At 52.5% G+C, this 19,038-nt stretch carries 19 protein-coding genes and 1 tRNA gene; 10 read left to right on the top strand and 10 right to left on the bottom strand.

What is annotated here, in order from left to right; genetic code table 11:
• Positions 1 to 231: 231 nt before the first annotated feature.
• Both AB8B75_RS20010 and AB8B75_RS20015 read right to left on the bottom strand, forming a co-directional pair.
• Positions 232 to 1,260, bottom strand: coding sequence for a permease (locus AB8B75_RS20010; RefSeq protein ID WP_405364653.1), 1,029 nt, complete (start codon positions 1,258 to 1,260; stop codon positions 232 to 234).
• On the bottom strand, positions 1,253 to 1,597 hold the full coding sequence (locus AB8B75_RS20015) for an ArsR/SmtB family transcription factor (protein WP_405364654.1): 345 nt from the start codon (positions 1,595 to 1,597) through the stop codon (positions 1,253 to 1,255). Before AB8B75_RS20015 ends, AB8B75_RS20010 begins: the two co-directional genes overlap by 8 nt.
• 432 nt (positions 1,598 to 2,029) lie before the next feature.
• On the opposite strand from AB8B75_RS20015, the gene AB8B75_RS20020 reads away from it, so the two are divergent.
• A complete protein-coding gene (locus tag AB8B75_RS20020; protein ID WP_405364656.1) occupies positions 2,030 to 3,316 on the top strand; it encodes a CAP domain-containing protein in 1,287 nt (428 codons plus the stop codon).
• 296 nt (positions 3,317 to 3,612) lie between these two features.
• On the opposite strand, the gene AB8B75_RS20025 is transcribed toward AB8B75_RS20020, so the two are convergent.
• Positions 3,613 to 4,383 (bottom strand): FadR/GntR family transcriptional regulator, encoded by a 771-nt coding sequence (locus AB8B75_RS20025; protein WP_405364658.1) that lies wholly within the window; start codon positions 4,381 to 4,383, stop codon positions 3,613 to 3,615.
• A gap of 902 nt (positions 4,384 to 5,285) precedes the next feature.
• On the opposite strand from AB8B75_RS20025, the gene AB8B75_RS20030 reads away from it, so the two are divergent.
• Entirely contained in the window at positions 5,286 to 5,528 is a 243-nt protein-coding gene (locus AB8B75_RS20030; RefSeq protein WP_405364659.1) for a hypothetical protein, read from the top strand.
• Between the two features lie 97 nt (positions 5,529 to 5,625).
• Here AB8B75_RS20030 and AB8B75_RS20035 read toward each other — a convergent pair whose 3' ends face one another.
• On the bottom strand, positions 5,626 to 9,495 hold the full coding sequence (locus AB8B75_RS20035; RefSeq protein WP_405364661.1) for an Ig-like domain-containing protein: 3,870 nt from the start codon (positions 9,493 to 9,495) through the stop codon (positions 5,626 to 5,628).
• A 760-nt stretch (positions 9,496 to 10,255) separates the two neighbouring features.
• Positions 10,256 to 10,534: a hypothetical protein gene (locus tag AB8B75_RS20040; RefSeq protein WP_405364663.1), complete on the bottom strand. Its 279-nt coding sequence runs from the start codon at positions 10,532 to 10,534 to the stop codon at positions 10,256 to 10,258.
• Positions 10,535 to 11,088: 554 nt separating this feature from the next.
• On the opposite strand from AB8B75_RS20040, the gene AB8B75_RS20045 reads away from it, so the two are divergent.
• On the top strand, positions 11,089 to 11,865 hold the full coding sequence (locus AB8B75_RS20045) for an HAD-IA family hydrolase (RefSeq protein WP_405364665.1): 777 nt from the start codon (positions 11,089 to 11,091) through the stop codon (positions 11,863 to 11,865).
• 62 nt (positions 11,866 to 11,927) lie between these two features.
• Here the strand turns inward: AB8B75_RS20045 and AB8B75_RS20050 are convergent, their stop codons facing one another.
• Together AB8B75_RS20050 and AB8B75_RS20055 are read right to left on the bottom strand one after the other, a co-directional pair.
• Entirely contained in the window at positions 11,928 to 12,248 is a 321-nt protein-coding gene (locus AB8B75_RS20050) for a hypothetical protein (RefSeq protein WP_405364686.1), read from the bottom strand.
• A 20-nt stretch (positions 12,249 to 12,268) separates the two neighbouring features.
• Positions 12,269 to 12,508, bottom strand: a complete 240-nt coding sequence (locus AB8B75_RS20055) for an Lrp/AsnC ligand binding domain-containing protein (RefSeq protein WP_405364667.1) — start codon at positions 12,506 to 12,508, stop codon at positions 12,269 to 12,271.
• 139 nt (positions 12,509 to 12,647) lie between these two features.
• Between AB8B75_RS20055 and hisB the strand changes: the two genes are divergently transcribed.
• Positions 12,648 to 13,235 (top strand): imidazoleglycerol-phosphate dehydratase HisB, encoded by a 588-nt coding sequence (gene hisB, locus AB8B75_RS20060; RefSeq protein ID WP_405364670.1) that lies wholly within the window; start codon positions 12,648 to 12,650, stop codon positions 13,233 to 13,235.
• 1 nt (position 13,236) lies between these two features.
• Positions 13,237 to 13,875, top strand: a complete 639-nt coding sequence (gene hisH / locus AB8B75_RS20065; RefSeq protein ID WP_405364672.1) for an imidazole glycerol phosphate synthase subunit HisH — start codon at positions 13,237 to 13,239, stop codon at positions 13,873 to 13,875.
• Between the two features lie 110 nt (positions 13,876 to 13,985).
• Here hisH and AB8B75_RS20070 read toward each other — a convergent pair whose 3' ends face one another.
• Together AB8B75_RS20070 and AB8B75_RS20075 are read right to left on the bottom strand one after the other, a co-directional pair.
• Positions 13,986 to 14,459 carry a hypothetical protein gene (locus AB8B75_RS20070; RefSeq protein ID WP_405364674.1) on the bottom strand — a complete coding sequence of 158 codons (474 nt, stop codon included), beginning with the start codon at positions 14,457 to 14,459 and terminating at the stop codon, positions 13,986 to 13,988.
• A 165-nt stretch (positions 14,460 to 14,624) separates the two neighbouring features.
• The gene (locus AB8B75_RS20075; RefSeq protein WP_405364676.1) at positions 14,625 to 15,011 is read right to left on the bottom strand and encodes a DUF2147 domain-containing protein; all 387 of its coding nucleotides are present in this window, start codon (positions 15,009 to 15,011) and stop codon (positions 14,625 to 14,627) included.
• 137 nt (positions 15,012 to 15,148) lie between these two features.
• On the opposite strand from AB8B75_RS20075, the gene hisA reads away from it, so the two are divergent.
• From hisA to AB8B75_RS20095, 4 genes are read left to right on the top strand one after another with little or no spacing between them, the layout of a single operon-like run.
• Positions 15,149 to 15,871 (top strand): 1-(5-phosphoribosyl)-5-[(5-phosphoribosylamino)methylideneamino]imidazole-4-carboxamide isomerase, encoded by a 723-nt coding sequence (hisA, locus tag AB8B75_RS20080; RefSeq protein WP_405364678.1) that lies wholly within the window; start codon positions 15,149 to 15,151, stop codon positions 15,869 to 15,871.
• Positions 15,872 to 15,888: 17 nt separating this feature from the next.
• Positions 15,889 to 16,365 carry a DUF2867 domain-containing protein gene (locus AB8B75_RS20085; RefSeq protein WP_405364679.1) on the top strand — a complete coding sequence of 159 codons (477 nt, stop codon included), beginning with the start codon at positions 15,889 to 15,891 and terminating at the stop codon, positions 16,363 to 16,365.
• 7 nt (positions 16,366 to 16,372) lie between these two features.
• Complete coding sequence (gene hisF, locus AB8B75_RS20090; RefSeq protein WP_405364681.1) at positions 16,373 to 17,134, top strand: imidazole glycerol phosphate synthase subunit HisF; 762 nt, start codon at positions 16,373 to 16,375, stop codon at positions 17,132 to 17,134.
• Positions 17,131 to 17,439 (top strand): phosphoribosyl-ATP diphosphatase, encoded by a 309-nt coding sequence (locus AB8B75_RS20095; RefSeq protein ID WP_405364682.1) that lies wholly within the window; start codon positions 17,131 to 17,133, stop codon positions 17,437 to 17,439. Before hisF ends, AB8B75_RS20095 begins: the two co-directional genes overlap by 4 nt.
• Before the next feature lie 613 nt (positions 17,440 to 18,052).
• Here AB8B75_RS20095 and rlmB read toward each other — a convergent pair.
• A complete protein-coding gene (gene rlmB, locus AB8B75_RS20100; protein WP_405364683.1) occupies positions 18,053 to 18,844 on the bottom strand; it encodes a 23S rRNA (guanosine(2251)-2'-O)-methyltransferase RlmB in 792 nt (263 codons plus the stop codon).
• 110 nt (positions 18,845 to 18,954) lie between these two features.
• On the opposite strand from rlmB, the gene AB8B75_RS20105 reads away from it, so the two are divergent.
• Positions 18,955 to 19,038: transfer RNA gene (locus AB8B75_RS20105), tRNA-Tyr, on the top strand.

Genomic DNA, 19,038 nt, shown 5'->3' on the forward strand with positions numbered 1-19,038 from the left:
GCGGAGATTGTTTACGGATTTTCTACCAAGATTGGCACTTTAACCGCTCAATTTTACACAAATTGGCAAGGTTCAGGGTTGGGTTGACGCGCGAGGCGAAGTTATTGCCAGGCCTACCGTTCTGTATCCGAAAATCGTGGCTGCAGAAGTCCATACTTAAAGCCAACTGCAGCCGACGACATCTATCGAAAATGTGCAAGCGTGGTATCGACGGCAGGGTTCGTAAGGAATTCAGGCAATGGCTTGCCAAGCGAGACCAGCGATCATGGCGCCAATAAGAGCGAATGACAAATAGGCGAAGAACACGCGCGGTTTTACCAATGCCCAGACAGCGATGGCCGCTGGAATACAGCTCACACCGCCCGCGATCACGAAAGACATCGCAGCGCCTGGCGCCATGCCCTGGGTCAAAAGTGCATCCACCAAAGGCACTGCTGCGTAGCCATTCAGGTAGGCAGGCGCGCCCACCAAAGCCCCCATCAGGATCGGCCAAATGCCGGTGCCACCCAGTAGCTGAGCAATCACTTCCGCCGGAATGTAGGCCAGCATCATGGATTCGATCACATAGGCCAGTGTGAGCCATTTGAGCAAGAACAGCGCGTTCTCAAGAGCTGTTTCACGGAAGGTCTCCAACCGATCACCGCTTTGCCAAAACCGCCAGACGGGCGCGCCGCTAAAAGGTTTTTTCGCGCCACAGCAGCCACCGACAGCAGGGCGTTCCCGTAAAGGATTGACGAACACGGGCGTGCGCGCAAAGAGCATTGTGCCAAAGCCACCTAAAATCCCTAATCCGATTGCCGCGAACGCTTTTGCCGTCGCGAATTCCCAGCCGAGCGTGCCGGAGCTGATGGCAAACATCGCGGGATCCATGAGCGGTGAGGAAAGCCAGAAAGCCATAACTGCACCCAGTGGCGCACCGACGGCCAAAAGGGCCGCGATGAAGGGAATGACTTCGCAGCTGCAGAACGGGGACAGCCCGCCAAGCATGGCTGCCATGACAATCATACGTGCCTGGTTGCCGGAAAACGCCTTGGCCAAAAGCGTCTCAGCACCGGTGGCTTTGAGATAGGCTACTGCCAGAACGGCAAACAGGATAAAGGGTGCCGTTGAAGCCAGAGCCTTTGCCAAAAACACAAGCGTCGGTGAGAGTTGAGCGAAATCAAGAAGGCCAATCGCAATCAGAAGGGCTAGGGTGAAAGCCCAGGCGCCAGGCCGCGGCGCACGGCGGAGCGCGGATACTGTTGGTGAGATATCAGCCATGTTCGTGCTCTCCACTTTGGGTCGTGCTGTCAGCGCAGCATTCATTTAACAGGAATTGCGACAATGCCTGAACATCGTCAAAAGCAACGGCGGCACAGATGATGCTGCGACCCTGTTTGGCTTGTGTCACAAGGCCAGCGGATGCCAGAATTTTCATATGGTGCGTCAGGGTCGAGCCTGACACGCCGCTCCGTGTACCCAAAGTACCAATACTCAGCCCGCCAGGTCCGGCGCGCACCAATGTTCGCAAAACACTCAAACGTTGCTCAGACCCCAAGGCAGCAAATTGAGCGGCTGCAATGGTCAGATCCAGGTTTTCAATTGATTTCATTTTCATGATTCTAGAAATATAAAAATTAAGGACATGCTGCAAGGGTTATTTCGATATTTGTCGAAATAAATTTTCTTCGTGACAGAAGTCATCGAGCCGGTGCTATACGCATAACCAAAAATTTTTCGACGTCTTTTTCCTAGCCCGCCTCTACACGATTATTGCGCCGGCTGGTTGGAGTGTGTCGGGGTCATGAGCGTTGCGACGCGAAGATGAAGCCATGCTTTCAAAGGGGATATAAATACAGCGTCCATTTCCATGGTCTGCACCCGGCGCAAAATCGCTGGCTGTCGGCATCTGTTGGCTGGTGATCGGCGGCTTTCCCCTAGGTTGAGCGGTGTTTTGCTTTGTGGCGAAGCGCGTCATCTGATGCCTTTCCCGAGTGGGTGCAAGGCCCTACAGCTTGAGGCGTTGGAAACAAGAAAGGCGCCGGGCACCATGTCAAAAGCAAATTCACTGGAATGGCAGATGCTGGATTTGATCAATTCAGAACGTGCATCCATTGGTCTTAATCCTTTGCTACTTGACCTGCGGCTCAATGATGCGGCGGAGGACCACAGCCAGTGGATGATAAACACCGATACATTCAGTCACACTGGTATCGGTGGATCGGCACCCTGGGATCGAATGGAAGACGCGGGGTTTGTTTTTTCTGGCAGCTGGCGGGCGGCGGAGAACGTAGGCTGGCAAAGCGTTCGGGGTCAGCCCGGGTTGGCTGACGACGTGAACGATATACATGCGGGCTTGATGAACAGCCCCGGTCACCGTGCGAATATTCTTAGCGCCGACACTGAGGTGATTGGTATCGGGATCGAGCGCGGCGACTATCAAGGCTGGGACGGGCTATTTGTCACTCAGAATTTCGCTCGCACAGCCGCGCCACTGGAACTCGACAGCCGCACCGCGCCAGCACCGACGCCAACGCCGACGACACCCGACAGTTCTGATGGAACCCTGCAAATTGGCGCGGAAACGGTTGCGCAGACCGCACGGGACATCTGGCATCGTGTTGAATTCGATCAAAAGATTGAAGACGCCGTGGTTGTCATGGGGCCGGTAAGCAACAACGATGGTGATCCCGTCACAATTCGGGTTCAAAACGTAACGGACACAGGGTTCGCGTTTCGCATGGAGGAGTGGGAATACCAGGACGGCCGCCACGCAACCGAAACGATCAGCTGGATGGCCGTCAGCGCAGGCACCCATGAGATGGCCGATGGTCGCACCATCAAGGCCGGTTCGAGCGCCACAGATCACACAACCGCACGTGTTGATCTCGGGACAAGCTTTGACGAAACGCCGCTGGTGTTTACGCAAGTTGCATCAAACAAGGGCGGCGATACCGTGACAAGTCGTTTGGGTTTGGTGTCGTCGGACGGTTTCCAATTTCGCCTTCAGGAAGAAGAAGCAAAAGGCCGCCATGTGACAGAAAAGGTGGATTGGATCGCAATGGAAGGCGGCAGCCTTGGTGATCTAACGGCGAATATTGTTCAAGGTGTGACTCACCAGTCGCGGACCGTTGAGTATGACGCGGATCAGGCCTTGTTTGCCCAGATGCAAACACTGAATGGAAGCGATACCGCGAATATGCGCTATGATGATCTGGGGGGGCGTGCACAGATCTGGGTTGACGAAGAGGCCTCTCGTGATGGCGAGGTCAAGCATATCAACGAAACGATCGCCGCGGTGACAGCAGATCTGGGGACTTACGACCTGATCGCATAACGTCTGGTGCGATGTTCACGAAGTGAGGCTTTTGGCTATCATATTGCATCACACGTTGCAGCCGCTTTTTCCCGCGACTGTGCCGTTGTTGCTGCCAGATGGACTCGAACGAAGTGCTTCCGTGGCTTCTGAGTCCATCGGACCAAAACTACGCTGTTTCCGAAAGGCTAACCGTCTTTCTTGCGTTGTGTTTCCCTAGGCGACGCGCGCCTTGCCCGAGACATGCGCAGTTCTTTGACAAAAACGAACGTAAATCGTTCAGGTCCGTTTCCGGAAATTAGTAAATAACTGGCGGGCTACATCAAGGCCAACCGTCTGCTCGACACCTGGTCTCTTTGATCGCGCGATTGTTCTTCAACATAGGAGCGTTTGACGAACTCGATATGATCGCGCGCAGCGTTTGACGCTCGGTCAGGATCGCCGGCGAGGACGGCTTCAAAAATCTCTCGGTGCTGTGCGTGCAATTGATCGCCCGTCCCGTCAATGGCACGAAGAAAGGATCGATTGTAAAACAAATTCTGTTTCGTCAGCGCATAGATGGAAGACATCGTATGCACCAGCAATGAATTATGGCTGGCGTCAATGATTGCTGAATGAAACGCGATATCGGCATCCTGAGACTCTTCGACGCTGCCGGATGCATGGGCCTTATCTAGCTGGTCCATTACCTTGGACAAAATCACTTTGTCGGCTTTGGTTGCCCGGGTCGCAGCAAGGCTAGCTGCGAAACTCTCCTGTGCCGTGCGAAATTCCAAATACGAGATAAACGCATCTTGATGACGTGCGTAGAGTTGTATCAAGGCGGGTGACATGGCCGAACCGACCAGCGGTGCAATAAAAGCGCCCTCGCCATGGCGCACGTTGATCAACCCGTTGTCTTCCAACTGCTTTAGGGCTTCACGGATTTTGGGCCTCGATACGCCCATCTGCTCCGCCAGATCACGTTCAGATGGTAAACGCCCTCCATCCCGCAAAATTCCATTGAGAATGAGTGTCTCTATTTGCGTGACAATCGTAACGACGACCGATGCATGATCAATCTGCTGGAAAACTGAGTTTTGTTTCATCTCCAAAATCCTGCGACCCTTTGTTTCTACGTTTTTCAGATGGTAGAATCACATCAACAATTCGCGCTTGTGCTGACAGTAGTTGTAGTCTGTGGTAAATTAAATAGTCCACGACTGCGACAATTGAAGAAAAATTGTCGCTGCCTGCCTTTCTTCAGTCCAGATAATACGAAAACATACTAAAATTTTGAGAGTGATAATTTTTAAGAACGTGCAAGTTTGAAAAGCTGACCCTATTGAGGTGCGCCTGCTCTTATGTATTCCAGCAAAGGTTGATGGCTGATGTTACGACTGTCTGGGAATTAAGGTAAACAATATTAACCGGCCAATGAAAACAAGAAGGTGGTAAATTTCGTAGGTTCGAGAGTTTTCGCCACAATCGAATTTGGTAGTTGGGTCCGATTCAGGCATTTCATGAAAAATCCTCGCGCCATGCCTTGCTGTTGCAGCGATATAGGCGTTGGTTCCGATCTCGATTGCGCCGCCAATCACTACATGCGTCGTCATTCCTCCTTTCTTTGGATCAAAAACAGAATCCACATGACCCACGCCGGTACTAAGCGTGCCAGCTGTGTATCATTGTCAGGTGGCGTGAGCCTGTTGCCAGGGTGGCATTTGGCGGCATCTCATTTCGACGCGGGCAAACAAGCTGGCTCGACGATACATCATCTGTTCGCCTGGACACCTGTCCCTTAGAATATCAGAACGGATCCGTCGTGCTTGGGAGACTGGTCCTTACAGGCCGGTCCTGCGCGTCTCGCAGGCCTCCCACAAAACTAGTGCCAGCTTTGCTTTGAAATCAATACATCAACTTCGTTCATGTTTTTTATAAGTTTCGTGCATTGAACAACAAGTCTTTTTCATCATTGTTCTATGTCAATTGTTATTGACGGAAGACCAATATGACCAACAAGCCCGAACTTCGCAATCCATACGCCAGCGTACAGGATCTTGCGAAACCGCGTAAATCCAACGCGTTGAATGAGCCGAAACAACAAAAGGCTGATGATGATTTAGGTTGGATTTTAAATGCATTGTTGGATATGAAATTTTCAGCAGAGGCCAAAGGGTACAAAGAGATTGCAAAAGAACTCGAAGTGTCCAGGTTGAGAATTAGGTTTTTAATGGAAAGTGGTAAACTCTGAAAGAAAATATGGCGTTCGTGTCAAGCCAAAGGGCTGACACTTGAGTTAGCCAAAATGGGCCGCATAGAAAGCGGCCCATTTTGCTTGGTCGCGGTCGTCAGATGATATCAAATCCAAGATCTACTGTTTCAATCAGGATGTCGTTTTCATCAAATCCTTTTGCTGCAAGATTGTAGCTGCCAGGGTTGAGAGTGAGACCACCGAAGAAATCTCCTTTGCTGTCTCCGAACAATGCGTAAGGTGCCATCTTTTCCGTTTTTGTGACACCTTCGAAGGTCAACGTCACGCGGTCGAAGTCGAAACTGTCAGATGTCGCGTAAATCGTCGTCGCATCACCCAAACTGTCGGCGTCGATGGTGTCGCCGTCCGTGAGGCTGCGCAGTGTTTGATCCGTATTCGTATCAGCAAAGAAGAATTCCAGATAGCCATCGCTTTGGTCCACCACGGGCGGCTCTTCGGGCGGTTCGGGGGCTTCCGGTGGCTCTGGGACTTCCGGCGCGACCGGTTGCGGAAGGGTTGCTGCTGGGTTTCCAACCGACACTTGCAAAGTTGCGGTATCGGTCGCCCCATCTTCATCTGCGACTGTGTAAGTGATCGTCTCAACGCGCGCTTCTTTGGCAGCGCTGAGGGGGTTCACTTTGATCTTATTGTCATCGAACGTGACGATGGACGTATTGCCATCATACTGAACACTCGCAAGCGTCAAAGGTCCTGCCTCAGGATCGCTGTCGTTACCCAAAACATCAACAACTATGGTTTTGTTCTGCGCTGTTGAAGCGACGTCATCATTGGCAACGGGTGCTTTGTTTCCTTCCGGTTCAGGCGGCGACGGTGGTGGTGGCGGTGTTGGGTCGGGGTCTGGGTTGCCAATGTCGACTGTCAACGTAGCCGTATCGGTTGCGCCGTCTTCGTCGGAAACAGTGTAGGTAATGGTTTCAACGCGATCGTTTTTGGCTGCACTCAGCGGGTTCACTTTGATTTTTCCGTCTTGAATGGAGACAATCGAAGTGTTGCCACCATAGGCGACTTCTTTCAGGGTTAAACCATCGCCATCCGGATCACCGTCGTTGCCCAAGACGTCCACCACAATGGTCTTGTTTTGAGCCGTCGTGGCGGTATCGTCGATAGCAACGGGTGCCTGATTGTCCGCCGGTGGGGTAGGCGGTGTAGGCGGAGGAGCAGGTGGTGGGGTCGGTGTATCGCCCGGGTTTCCGATGTCCACCAGAAGGGTGCCCGTGTCGCTTTTTCCACCGGAATCGGTCACGGTGTAGGTGATCGTCTCCGTCCTGTCCTGGGTCGCCGCACTCAATGGGTTCACTTTGACCTTACCATTTTCGATAGTCACGACCGAAGTATTCCCATCGTAGGAAACATTTGTCAGGGACAAGCTGTTGCCATCAGCATCAGTGTCATTCGCCAGAACATCGACCAGGATGGTCTTGTTTTGATCTGTCGATGCTGTGTCATCAACCGCGACAGGCGCTTCATTGTCTTCTGGTACAGGCGGAACCGGAACGACCGGGCCGCTGTCACCATCAACCAATTGCGATGTCGGCGCATTGTTGTCACGGCTGAAACTGCCCTTTTGAATATGTATTTCGTCAATGGCCGCCTGACGAGACCGAGCTGACAGCGTGAGGGTAAAGATACCGTCATTGGCGTCGATCATGGCTTGTGTCACGGCAAAAGTTGACGGGCTTTTCTGTTCATGGTGGTCGTAAGTCGTGCCCCAGCTGAATTTTTCGCGCTCTCCGCTGAAAAACAGTTTCTTAAATCCTTCGTCTTCAAACTGAACGAAAAAGTCGTTGTTGCGGTCTCCGGGTTCACCCGTTTCGGGACGTGTGGCACGCAGTGAAATGTAATATGTGCCGGGGCTGGTTACTTCGAAGTTGTATTCGATCGGAGCCGTTTTGGCCGTGCCAGCATTTGAGTCGCCGAAGTAGTCATTGCCGGTCCACAAAAGTACACCATCGCCCTTGCTGCCCGCAAACTGCTGCGTCAGTTCCCACGTTGCATTGGCCGGGTTGTCCGCATCGACAAAAGTGCCGTCTTCGGCCTGCATGACCACGCGGTCGCTTTCCATCTCATAATAGCTCTCACCACTATTGTCGGTTGGGGGAGCAGGAGGCTCGACGGGCGGTTGTGGCGCCTCGCCATTTGGCAGAGTTGGGAATTCAGGTGCGTCCGAATTCCGTACCAGGATTACCCAGTCTTTGCTGCCCTCAGACGGTGCGCCGCCGATTTGCTGGATCGATCCGCCCGCAACTTGACCATCCGCGATCAAATCGCCGCCGGTGCGTGGATTGTACCAGAACACATCAAAAGTTTCGCCGCCTTGTCCGTTCAGGTTCAGTTTCACATCGCCTGCTTCGCCATAGGGGGCGTAGATAACGTAGTATTCGCCTTCCTGCGCCATGACGAAATCATCGTTGTCTGACGTCAAGTTGTCGGCCTGTTTCATGTTCCAGAAAGGGATGTACGTGTTGAAGAAGTCCGTCGCGGCCGCCGTCCATTTCCAAACCGAAGCATGGGCTTCGAAAGTGTCATAGTTCTGATCAAGCGAGTGGCCTGACGACCCTTTGAAATACCAATTGCCGCCCGAACCTCCCGCTGTCAGTGTGCCCCAGAAGGCTTCGCGAAGTGTCTTTTCGTTGTTGCTGTCAGGATTATTCGAATAGGGATCGACGATCCCGTTACTACTGGAGTCTTCATCCCACGCCAAAACCCAAGGATCACCCGAATTATCGGATTTATCGCGATATTCGATAACTTTGGCGCGAATGGATTGGGCGGTTGCCTGAAACGATGTGCCGTCAAAATCAGTGTCGTCCAATAGCGGGTTGTAAACCTTCGCGACATCGCCCGGAAAGCTGTGAATGACAACCAAATGGTCGTAGCCATCGACCGATTTCAGGTATTCCGCCTGATCTGCACGCTGCTGGTCGGAATTGGTGTTTTCTTCACCGATGTTCCATTGAATACCGTTGTTGTGGCCAAAACGAGCCACCATTTCTCTGATATAAACAAGGCGCTCAACGCTCAATGACGTGCCGTCTGCGTTGGTGCCACCATCCAATTGCTGGTCATTTTCGGTCTCTTGCAAAAGGACGTTTTTGTAGATGCCCTTATTGTCGAGGTGATCAAAAACGATTTCCCATTGCGAGAGTTTGGAGACGTCATAGGTGGAGAATTTGTTCAATTCACCATTGCTCAAACCGTTGTCAAATTTGGGTGTATCTTGAGCCGCGAAGGTCCAGGGCGATACATCTTGGCCGTCGCCGCCTGACGTATTCGTTAGTAGATAAATTGTGTTGAGACCTTGCTCTGCGATGTAGTTGGACGCCCCTATGATGGCTTTACCCTTGCCACCATCCCAGGTCGGGTCGCCTGAGTTGAAGTCTCCGAGATGGGTGGAATAATCATGTCGGCCATTCGTCGTGTTGTCGAAGTCTTTGTTGGCCAAGAAATTCTCCGGGATCCCTGGGCCGCCGCGGACAAAATAGTCCAAGTCACCCTGGTGCTGCAGGTAATGAGTGCCTTCGTCCTGAACAATCATGCCTTTGGCTCGGAAATCATCGCCGGATTTATCAGTTACCGAAACCTGGATTGTTCCGCTATCGCCGTCAATGAAATCAATGGCTTGACCTGCGTTTGGGGCATCGGTAAACGATTTTGCCGCGATATCGCTTCCAGTTCGAAAACTGGCTTCATAGGTCCAATTGCCTTCTGATGGTGGATTGAAATTTACACGCCAAACATTTCCCGAAGTCGCGTTGCTGTTGGCTGCGTTACCGTCTGCTGCGAAGTACCCAGGCAAGGTCAGGATTTCTCCAGTGTCCGCATTTCGGAAAGTAACGTCCAGCCTATAGTCGCGAAAGGTCGATGCAGTTTCGGTGAAATCGCGCGGTGCTTCAAAATCCAGAGTGATTTTGTGCCACGTTTTCTGTTCGCCAGTAACAGTTGCCATATTTGCCTCAATTATTGTTCGGTTGATGTATCTTTTGCGGGTTCAGAAGGTATCTGAAAGAAGGATGCTTATCGGCTAGAAGGTCGCTCTGCAGCGCGTCAAGTATTTGTTAGCGTATGCATTAAAAGTCAGCGGAATTCCGATTATTGGAAACCCCATTGGCGCATTTCCGCGAAGAGCAGGCCAAAACCGCTTACCTATTCACGGCTCATCTGTATTGATTATCCTCTTCGACTCGGGCAAGCTTGCGCTCATTTTTTTGTTCCCGCAGGTTTTCGGGAACGCGGGAAGGGAAAGAAAGAACCAAGATCCTTCTATGTGCGGGGGTTGTACTTTCGAGATCGAACAGGACAGAGCCGGTATGAAAATTTGATAAAAATCTTCGGTTAATTTTTCGTAAATTAAGAGAGTAAAATTTTAAAATTTCAACTAACAGTTGATTAAGTATATTTTACAATTATTTATTAAGGTGGATGAAACGACGAATTGGTCTCTTCCAAATAGCGTGTTGGAATAATTTTAACCGTACGCTGCAGACACCAAACAGCCAGATTCGATAGTGGTCGCTGCGCATGCGCGCAAGCGGACTGATACTCTTCTAAAAAACATACGAGTGACTTTGGCGCACCCGAGAGCCGCGTTTGACCGAAATCACACGGTTATTGCCTCGGAATAACCCGCAAATGTATCGAACGCTCGACAGATTTTCCGAGTAGGAAAATTTTATTTTTGTAAAACTAGTATCTGATAACCCTGTGCTTCAAAAAATGAGTTCATCGTATTCGTTTATCAGGTTCCGAGCTTTGGATTCACAGTCGTTTGGGCTGTCACGAATGCAAGTTCTGGCAAACCCTTTGTACACAACGCGCGTCTGTTCATAGGTCCCGTTTGGCCCTTCCATCAAACGGGTTCTAATCTCATAGGGCTCGCCGTCGAAAAACCCTCCGTCCAACACTGCCTGTGTCCGCGTTTCTTCAACAACGTTGGCACAAGCACTAAGAATAAATGCCGCTGAAATCGAAAGAGTCTTTAGTGACATAAGGTAACTCCTGTTGTTGTATGAATGTTCAAATAGTTCTTACCGAATTTGAGTTCAGTCAAATTTGCAAGAAATGACAAAGAGTTTATTGCAACGCTAGTAGATGTGAAGCTTTTCAAGCAATAATGAACCTTGATGTCCTATTCTTGCTTGGCGCTAGTCGAAACACCAGCTGCAAACCCGATATTTTAAAGCTCAAAGTTCTGCTTGCCGGACATGTCCTGCAAAAATCCAAAGTATGAACGGGCGACGGATTTGGACAACTGTACTGTACACGAAGATCTGCTTTCGACGCTTTTGGCCATCTTATCGCTCTGGATTAAAAATTTTTGAAAAATCTGTTGAGTCTCGACCGAAGGTTTTCGTCGCATAACTCAACGGTAAACGCGCGCGGTTCGGAGGGTTCAGAAGGAATGAAATCGAATACTTTAGACGTGCGCTCTTGTTCTGATGTGGGCATTTTCGTGAGTCTCAGTATCGGGTGTCAGCGTTTGTGCGACCAAATTGCGGTTTTTGTTAAGAGAGTATTCTTGGCTCGTCGTCACCACTGAGGAATGGACAATGAGAAAGACAACGGAGAGCCTCAACGCGAAAGCCGTCAAAACATCAGCTGGTGGCCATCGCCGCCGAAACGCGATAAGCGCCGGGTTATGCCGAGTACAGCGATCATTTTCGACCTCGATGGAACGCTTATTCACAGCGCGCCAGATTTGCACGCTGCCATGAACAAAACACTGGTTGCGTTGGGTCGCGAGGAGTTGGATCTTAAGACGATCATTGCCTTTATTGGCAACGGTGTCGAAAAACTGGTCGCGCGCAGTCTTGCTGCCACCGGTCCGTCAACACCTGAATTGCAGCACAAAACGCTCATTCAATTTCTGGAAATCTATGAAGCGCGCAGTTTGGTTCAAACCCGGCCTTATCCAGGTGTAATCACACTTCTCGAAAAGCTAAGGAACAAGGGCATACCGTTGGCCATCTGCACCAACAAACCGGCAAAACCTGCGCGTGACATCTGCGATGCGCTGGGGTTAACCGTTTTCTTTGATGTCATTGTTGGAGCTGATCCTGACCGGCCCAAAAAGCCAGACCCGGCGTCTTTGCTTACATGTATCTCGGCCCTCGGCGCGACGCCCGCAGAGGCGCTGTACATTGGAGATAGCGCTGTGGATGGCCTGACAGCGCGCAACGCAATTGTTCCATTTGTTTTTTTCGAAGGCGGTTACTTGAATGAACCCCTGCCGGAACCGGGACCTATCCATCGGTTTGCGAACTGGAGTGACCACGTCCTATTTAAGCTTTGTTGTTACGGTTCCAACGGCAGCGGCTGAGATCCCAATACGCGTCATGGTGGGAGAGGCCGGATCGCACGCCATGGCGATGCGCGTAGCTATCAATTGATCGGAAACTGACGCAGGCACTGATTGGCGAAACGTTCAAAATCTTCAAAGGTTTCAACAACATCTCGACGATCGCGAACCACCCGCAACGCTGCCTTCTTTTGTGCCCACGTGCCGGTTACATGATCCGCCAGAATCCGGATCGTAATGTCGAGCATAACCTGTTTTTCCACGGCACCAATACGCCCGGAAGATTCCAAGGCCACCGCAGTGAAAGCCATGGTGTTCGCACAACGTAGCGCCGCAGCCTCTTCGCCCTCGTAAACCTTTTGCTGAGCTGTGGCCGGGAAGCCGCTTAGCACCAGCGCTGCCACCCATCCCAAAAAATAAACCCTCAAAAGACTTTGAACGTCATCGTCGTGAGCGACCGTTCAATCCCTTTGATGTCAAGCAGTTGATCATTTATGAATTTACCCACGTCAGCGTCCTCGGGAATGTAGAGCTTCATCAACAAATCGAAATCGCCGCTGGTCGAGTAGAGTTCAGAATGCATCTCGCGCAAAGCTATCTCCTCTGCGACACGATAAGTTGATCCGGGTGTACAGCGGATCTGGATAAAGACGCATGTGGTCATTAAAGCTCCTTGAACGGGCATTACCCTCAGCCCCAAGCTGACATATACGGTACGGGCGCCGCAATCCCGAATGTGACATCTTGGCCTGCGCGGCCGGGCTGTTATAAGGGCGCGCAATTCCATTGGGCAGGAGGCCGCAATGCGCAGCCACACGTTGACACGATCCACCGCCGAGACAGAAATCACCGTGACCGTCAATCTTGATGGCACTGGGGCCTATGACAATCAGACAGGCGTTGGGTTTTTCGACCATATGCTGGATCAATTGGCGCGCCATTCTCTCATCGACATGACCGTGCGGGCGCAAGGAGACTTGCACATTGATGACCACCACACGGTTGAGGACACCGGGATTGCTCTTGGTCAGGCTTTAGCGGCGGCGTTGGCTGATAAACGCGGGGTAAGACGGTACGGGTCCTGTCTGTTGCCGATGGACGATGCCTTGGTGCGTACAGCTCTCGACCTCTCAGCGCGCCCATACCTCATTTGGAACGTGGACCTCCCAACACCAAGAATTGGTACCTTCGATACGGAACTGGTGCGTGAATTTTTTCAGGCGCTCAGCACACATGGCGGCATAACGCTGCATGTGGATATGCTGCACGGATTGAACAGTCACCACATCGCGGAAGCGGCTTTCAAGTCCGTGGCGCGCGCCTTGCGAGAAGCCGTTGAAGTGGACACACGTAAAGCCGATGCCATCCCTTCGACGAAGGGTGCGCTCTGAGGTGCTAACAGCGATAATTGACTACGAGAGCGGCAACCTGCATTCGGCGCAAAAGGCCTTCGAGCGCATGGCGCGTGAAACCGGAACAGGCCGGATCATCGTGACTGGCGACGCGGATGTGGTGGCAAAAGCCGACCGTATTGTGCTTCCGGGGGATGGCGCCTTTCCAGCCTGCATGTCAGCCCTAAAAGGGCATTCAGGACTCTATGCTGCAATGATTGAGGCCGTCGAAGTTGGGGGGCGCCCGTTTATGGGCATTTGTGTGGGCATGCAACTAATGGCCAGTTGGGGCCGAGAATATGAAGACACCCAAGGCCTCGATTGGGTCCGGGGTGACGTGACCCGAATTACGCCCACTGACCCCGCTCTGAAGGTGCCACATATGGGTTGGAACGATTTGATACTGGATGTGCCACATCCAGTGTTCCAGGGAATCGAAACCGGGGATCACGCCTATTTTGTTCACAGTTATCATATGGCTGTATCAGATTTATCTCAACGCTTGGCCCATGTGAACTATGGTGGCGATGTGACGGCTGTGATTGGTACTGGAACGATGATCGGTTTACAGTTCCATCCTGAAAAAAGCCAATCCGCTGGATTGCGCATGATCGCGAATTTTCTGAACTGGCGACCTTAGTACCAGCCAAAAGTCGCGCCGTGCACGGAATTTGCGGGCTGTTGCCGAGCCCTCTGAAGCTTGCGGACGCAAGGTCCTGGCTGTTTAACTGCGGGTAATCTCGTTCAGTGTCAGTCTACGAAACTAGACGCCGTTACCAGTGGCGGAGACCCAAATGAAACCGTGTTACCTTGATCGTCTAAGATCGACCAACGCGCTGCAAATAAGTAATAGCTGCGCGTTTCCCACCCGGTTTGGTCCCGTTTAAATCGCGGACGCCAGGCGCCCTCGATCAGTACCGGCAGGCGCACTTCGTCGATATCAGGCTCAGGCTCGCCCGCCGTGGCTGCAATTTGTTTTGCGCGTGTCAGCATAGCCACCAACCGCGCCTCCAAAGGGCCAACTTTCTTGGTCCTGCGCCCCGCAAATGCAACTTGGATTTCAACGGTTCCGTTCGTAAACCCGCGCACAACCAGATCCTTCCGCGAATTGCGGGTCATCTGAGGCACCAGTTCCACAGTCAGCTGACCAACCTTGCTTTTAAAGAGGCCACTGTCTTCGTATTCTGGCGTTACTTCCGAAGCAGGCTTGCGACGATGAGGCATGACACACCCGAGAACAAGTCGTTTGAGTTCGATCCAATCCCCGAAAAATCAGTCAAAGGAGATGAGCTTCAATAATACAGCAGTGCTTAACGAACCGTTGCGCTCCCTAGTCCGATCCCATTCTGCCTGTACGTGTTGGCATTACCGCCTCTGCGCAGAGCTGCCTCACTCGATGCGTGACCAGGTCTGCTTGGAACAGATTAGACCACCGGCAATGCAGCCTGCCAATTCCATGGAGTCGCCGGTTAGTGTTACTTTTCCCAGATAAATCTTGTTATTGGACGGGCGCCAGACCTTTCCTTTATAGGTCCCGCCGCTCTGTGCCACCATATCGATGACCAGTGTCTTGCCGAGGTTAGGTGACGCGTATGAACCGGTTTCATTAAAGGTTTTTGCAATTTTTCCACAGAAACCTTCACCGCAAGGCTCGATTTTCACATGTGCGTAGGCACCATCATCAGCTTCTGTTTGCCACAGCCCTTCCAAAGGGTCTGCCCCGCAGGCACCGGCCAAAGTCAGAAAAAGCAAAAAACTTGCCACATTGGTTTTCATTTTGGATTCTCCCTTGTCGATTACATTCGACCGCCTTTTCCAATCCACGCAAGTATGACCCGGCGTCGCGTTGCCAAGCCGCACCGAAACAGGCATGACAGAAAGGATTACTAGCCACGCCCAGATCGGAAACTACGATGATCCTGTATCCCGCAATAGACCTCAAAGACGGCCATGCCGTGCGCCTAGTCCACGGTGATATGGGCCGTTCAACCGTCTTTAATGACAATCCAGCCGCGCAGGCACAGGAATTTGCAGATGCCGGGTGCAAGTGGCTTCATCTTGTTGATCTGAATGGGGCTTTTGCGGGCAAACCGGTGAATGCGGCACCTGTTGAGGCCATTTTGCAAAACAGTGGTGTGCCCGTTCAGTTAGGTGGCGGCATTCGCGATATGGCCACCATCGAAGGTTGGCTTGAAAAGGGATTGACCCGCGTCATTCTGGGAACGGTTGCGGTTGATAACCCAGCGCTCGTTCGCGAAGCGGCCCGAGCCTTCCCGGGTCATGTGGCCGTGGGAATCGATGCACGCAATGGCTTTGTTGCGACCAAAGGCTGGGCCGAGGAAACGGATGTACAGGTAACAGAGTTGGCAAAGTCCTTTGAAGACGCTGGCGTCGCCGCGATTATATACACAGACATTCTGCGGGATGGCGCGATGGGGGGGCCGAACATCGAGGCAACGGCGGCTCTGGCCCGCGCCGTCTCGATCCCGGTGATTGCTTCTGGCGGTGTGTCATCTCTCGCGGATCTCATTGCCCTGCGCGATTGTGGCGCAGATTTGAATGGCGCAATTTCCGGACGCGCGCTTTATGATGGCGCTATCGATCTCAAAGAAGCCCTTTCTGCTCTGGACAGCTAATCTCAATGATCTCGACGGTGACAAGAACCCAATTGCCAATCGAAAGCCAGCTGCATGCGCGGTACATGCAAGGTGACTTTTTGGATTGCTACACAGTGGCCAGCACATTGACGGCACAACAAGCCGCCGCAATCATCGTGGACTTTCCGACTTGGGCAAAAGGCCTCGTTACGCTCCGCAATCTGATTACGGCACCCTTCGGTCTGATGCCGGATGGTCCCGATGCGCCTGCGAAGCTTGGTCTTTTTCCCGTCGAAATATCTTCCGAAAAAGAAGTGATCGTCGGGTTCAATGATCGGCATCTTGATTTCCGCATCAGTGTGTTCCGCAAACAGGGTCAGATCTATTTGGCCACTTGGGTCCATCCGCATAACCTTGGCGGGCGAATATACCTCAAAACCATTTCGCCCTTTCACGTTCTCATCGTGCGCAACGCGCTTTCGCGTGTTGCAAATGCCGATCAACCCGGGCAAAAGTCGGCGATCCTCGAGTGAGCTTTCGATGCTGAAAACCCGCATTATCCCATGCCTTGATGTCGCGGATGGCCGTGTTGTCAAAGGTGTGAATTTCGTCGATTTGCGTGACGCCGGCGACCCGGTAGATGCGGCCATTGCTTATGATGCGGCAGGAGCCGATGAATTGTGTTTCCTCGACATCACAGCCACCCATGAAAACCGTGCGACCATGTTCGATGTTGTGACCCGCACGGCGGAGCATTGTTATATTCCGCTGACCGTAGGCGGTGGGGTGCGCACCTCCGCAGACGTGCGTGCCTTGCTTTTGGCCGGGGCTGACAAAGTATCTTTCAATTCTGCAGCGGTGGCGGACCCAAACGTTGTGTCCAAAGCCGCGGATCAGTTTGGCAGCCAGTGCATTGTTGTCGCCATTGACGCCAAAACGGTAAGCCCCGGAAAATGGGAAATATTCACCCACGGTGGCCGAAAGCCAACGGGCATTGATGCCGTCGCCTTTGCCAAAACTGTCGCTGGCAAAGGAGCCGGTGAAATCCTGCTGACCTCTATGGACCGCGATGGCACACGTGCCGGTTTTAACTTGCCCCTGACCCGGGCCATCGCAGACGCAGTACCGATTCCTGTCATTGCATCGGGTGGTGTTGGCACGTTAGACCACCTGGTCGATGGCGTAACAAAGGGCGGTGCCTCGGCAGTTCTTGCAGCCTCCATTTTCCACTTTGGTGATTACACGATCCATGAGGCTAAACAGCATATGGCGGCGGCAGGTATCCCAATGAGGCTCACATGAACTTGGACGATCTCTTTGAGACCATCACTGCCCGTAGATCCGCGGATCCAAATAGCAGTTGGACTGCGCAGCTTCTGGCCAAAGGGCCCGAGAAATGTGCCGAGAAATTTGGCGAAGAGGCGATTGAAGCGATCATTGAGGCCGCGAAAGGCAACAAAGCGGGCCTGACTTCAGAGGCCGCGGATGTACTCTATCATTTGCTGGTCATGCTGGCGGCCTGTGACGTGACGCTGGATGAGGTTTTGGCGGAACTCGCGAAGCGCCAGACCCAATCCGGGATTGCGGAGAAAGCAAATCGCAGCTAGCGCCACGAGTTGATGATTTCGGGCGCGACGCCGCCAATATAACCCAAACGATGATCCTCCATTTCAAAGCATCTGCATTGCTCGCTCTTGTCAAAAACAAAAAAAGCGCCCGATGCTGTTGAGCACGGGCGCGAAAGGTACGGAACGAGGGACAGTCATGAGTGCAACGGACGTTCCGAGCCCGCTCACATGACAAGTACATAAGCACGATCACGTGCATATCCAGACAGTCTCGCAAATCTGTGAACGAATGGTTAACTTTTTAGTTAAAATGCGCAATTCATGTGGTTAATCGAAGATGTCTTCAATGACGTCAAAAGCCTCTTCAAAAAGATGCTTCACAAAGCCCTTCCGGCGCTTTTTCTGTTGCCGAATGGGCGCGCGTTTCTTGTGCGATTTGTCTTTTCTTGAATTCGGAAATTCTCGCACGGCAGAAGGCCGTACAAGCTCTGACTTTCCGGGATGGTCACTTGGGAGCCTTTTGAGATCATGCAACGGTGCGCCGCAGCTTGAGCAGGCCAATTCGTGTCGGCTTTTGCCCAAAACCAACGCCGCTCTGGTCCCGCAATAGCAACATGTCGCGATCTTTGTCGAATAGGCCATTTGGCTCCCTTTACGTCTGTGAGCTCTCCTTCGGCGCTCTACTTGCATATAAGGCGATTGCCGCAGCATTCGAGACGTTGAGCGAGCCAAACGCACCCGCGGCATCGATCCGCACCAATGCATCAACTGTTTCCTTGGTCTTTTCGCGCAAGCCTGGACCCTCTGCTCCAAGCACTAAGGCCACAGGCCGATCCCGGCGTCCCTCTACTGCGGCCTCAATGGTTTCCGTCGCCTCACCATCAAGGCCCAACACGATGTACCCCATACCCTGTAGTTCTCGGATGGCATCAGACAGGTTCCTCACTCGCACATATGGTTGCCGCTCCAAAGCCCCGCTGGCGCTCTTGGCCAAAGATCCGGTTTCTGGCGCCGAATGATGCCGTGTACCGATCACCGCGGACGCGCCCAAAACCTCGGCCGACCGCAGAATTGCACCCACGTTATGCGGATCCGTAACCCGGTCCAGCATCATAACCCGAGGGGCAAAAGGTCCGATACAAACTTCAGCAAGCCGCCCCCAATTCAGCGGTTTCACTTCCATTGCAGCACCTTGATGCACGGATCCGGGGTCCAAAGGCACTTCAAATTTGCGTGGGTCGGTGATTTCTGGAGTGATTTTGGCAGTCTCGATCGCGTCAGCCAATCTATTGTGCGCGTTGAGTGTCACGACCAACCGCAGTTTTTCGCGCTTCGGGTTCATCAGAGCATCGCGTACTGCGTGCAATCCAAACAACCAGACAGTTTCGCGGCCATCCGCCTTCTTGCCCTGCTCTTTTTGCACGACCCATTTTGGCTTTTTCATGGTTTGGATCCATATGGTTCTGGCATCAAAAAGGTTCTGATTTCGCCTTGACGCCTCTCGGCACCGCTTGTAATCACGCCTTCACCGTTCATGCAATGCTAGAGCGGCGTGGGCGACAGGCCGCAAGGTGTGGCAGGGGACTGTAACTCCCTCGCGGAGACGCACGCCTGGTTCGATTCCAGGGTCGCCCACCA

Source organism: Roseobacter sp., assembly GCF_045106495.1.
Taxonomy (GTDB): domain Bacteria; phylum Pseudomonadota; class Alphaproteobacteria; order Rhodobacterales; family Rhodobacteraceae; genus Roseobacter.

Excerpts from the sequence above, each read along its gene's own strand:
- AB8B75_RS20010 (WP_405364653.1), bottom strand. The coding sequence starts at position 1,260 with ATGGCTGATATCTCACCAACAGTATCCGCGCTCCGCCGTGCGCCGCGG.
- AB8B75_RS20015 (WP_405364654.1), bottom strand. The coding sequence starts at position 1,597 with ATGAAAATGAAATCAATTGAAAACCTGGATCTGACCATTGCAGCCGCT.
- AB8B75_RS20020 (WP_405364656.1), top strand. The coding sequence starts at position 2,030 with ATGTCAAAAGCAAATTCACTGGAATGGCAGATGCTGGATTTGATCAAT.
- AB8B75_RS20025 (WP_405364658.1), bottom strand. The coding sequence starts at position 4,383 with ATGAAACAAAACTCAGTTTTCCAGCAGATTGATCATGCATCGGTCGTC.
- AB8B75_RS20030 (WP_405364659.1), top strand. The coding sequence starts at position 5,286 with ATGACCAACAAGCCCGAACTTCGCAATCCATACGCCAGCGTACAGGAT.
- AB8B75_RS20035 (WP_405364661.1), bottom strand. The coding sequence starts at position 9,495 with ATGGCAACTGTTACTGGCGAACAGAAAACGTGGCACAAAATCACTCTG.
- AB8B75_RS20040 (WP_405364663.1), bottom strand. The coding sequence starts at position 10,534 with ATGTCACTAAAGACTCTTTCGATTTCAGCGGCATTTATTCTTAGTGCT.
- AB8B75_RS20045 (WP_405364665.1), top strand. The coding sequence starts at position 11,089 with ATGGACAATGAGAAAGACAACGGAGAGCCTCAACGCGAAAGCCGTCAA.
- AB8B75_RS20055 (WP_405364667.1), bottom strand. The coding sequence starts at position 12,508 with ATGACCACATGCGTCTTTATCCAGATCCGCTGTACACCCGGATCAACT.
- hisB (WP_405364670.1), top strand. The coding sequence starts at position 12,648 with ATGCGCAGCCACACGTTGACACGATCCACCGCCGAGACAGAAATCACC.
- AB8B75_RS20070 (WP_405364674.1), bottom strand. The coding sequence starts at position 14,459 with ATGCCTCATCGTCGCAAGCCTGCTTCGGAAGTAACGCCAGAATACGAA.
- AB8B75_RS20075 (WP_405364676.1), bottom strand. The coding sequence starts at position 15,011 with ATGAAAACCAATGTGGCAAGTTTTTTGCTTTTTCTGACTTTGGCCGGT.
- hisA (WP_405364678.1), top strand. The coding sequence starts at position 15,149 with ATGATCCTGTATCCCGCAATAGACCTCAAAGACGGCCATGCCGTGCGC.
- hisF (WP_405364681.1), top strand. The coding sequence starts at position 16,373 with ATGCTGAAAACCCGCATTATCCCATGCCTTGATGTCGCGGATGGCCGT.
- AB8B75_RS20095 (WP_405364682.1), top strand. The coding sequence starts at position 17,131 with ATGAACTTGGACGATCTCTTTGAGACCATCACTGCCCGTAGATCCGCG.
- rlmB (WP_405364683.1), bottom strand. The coding sequence starts at position 18,844 with ATGAAAAAGCCAAAATGGGTCGTGCAAAAAGAGCAGGGCAAGAAGGCG.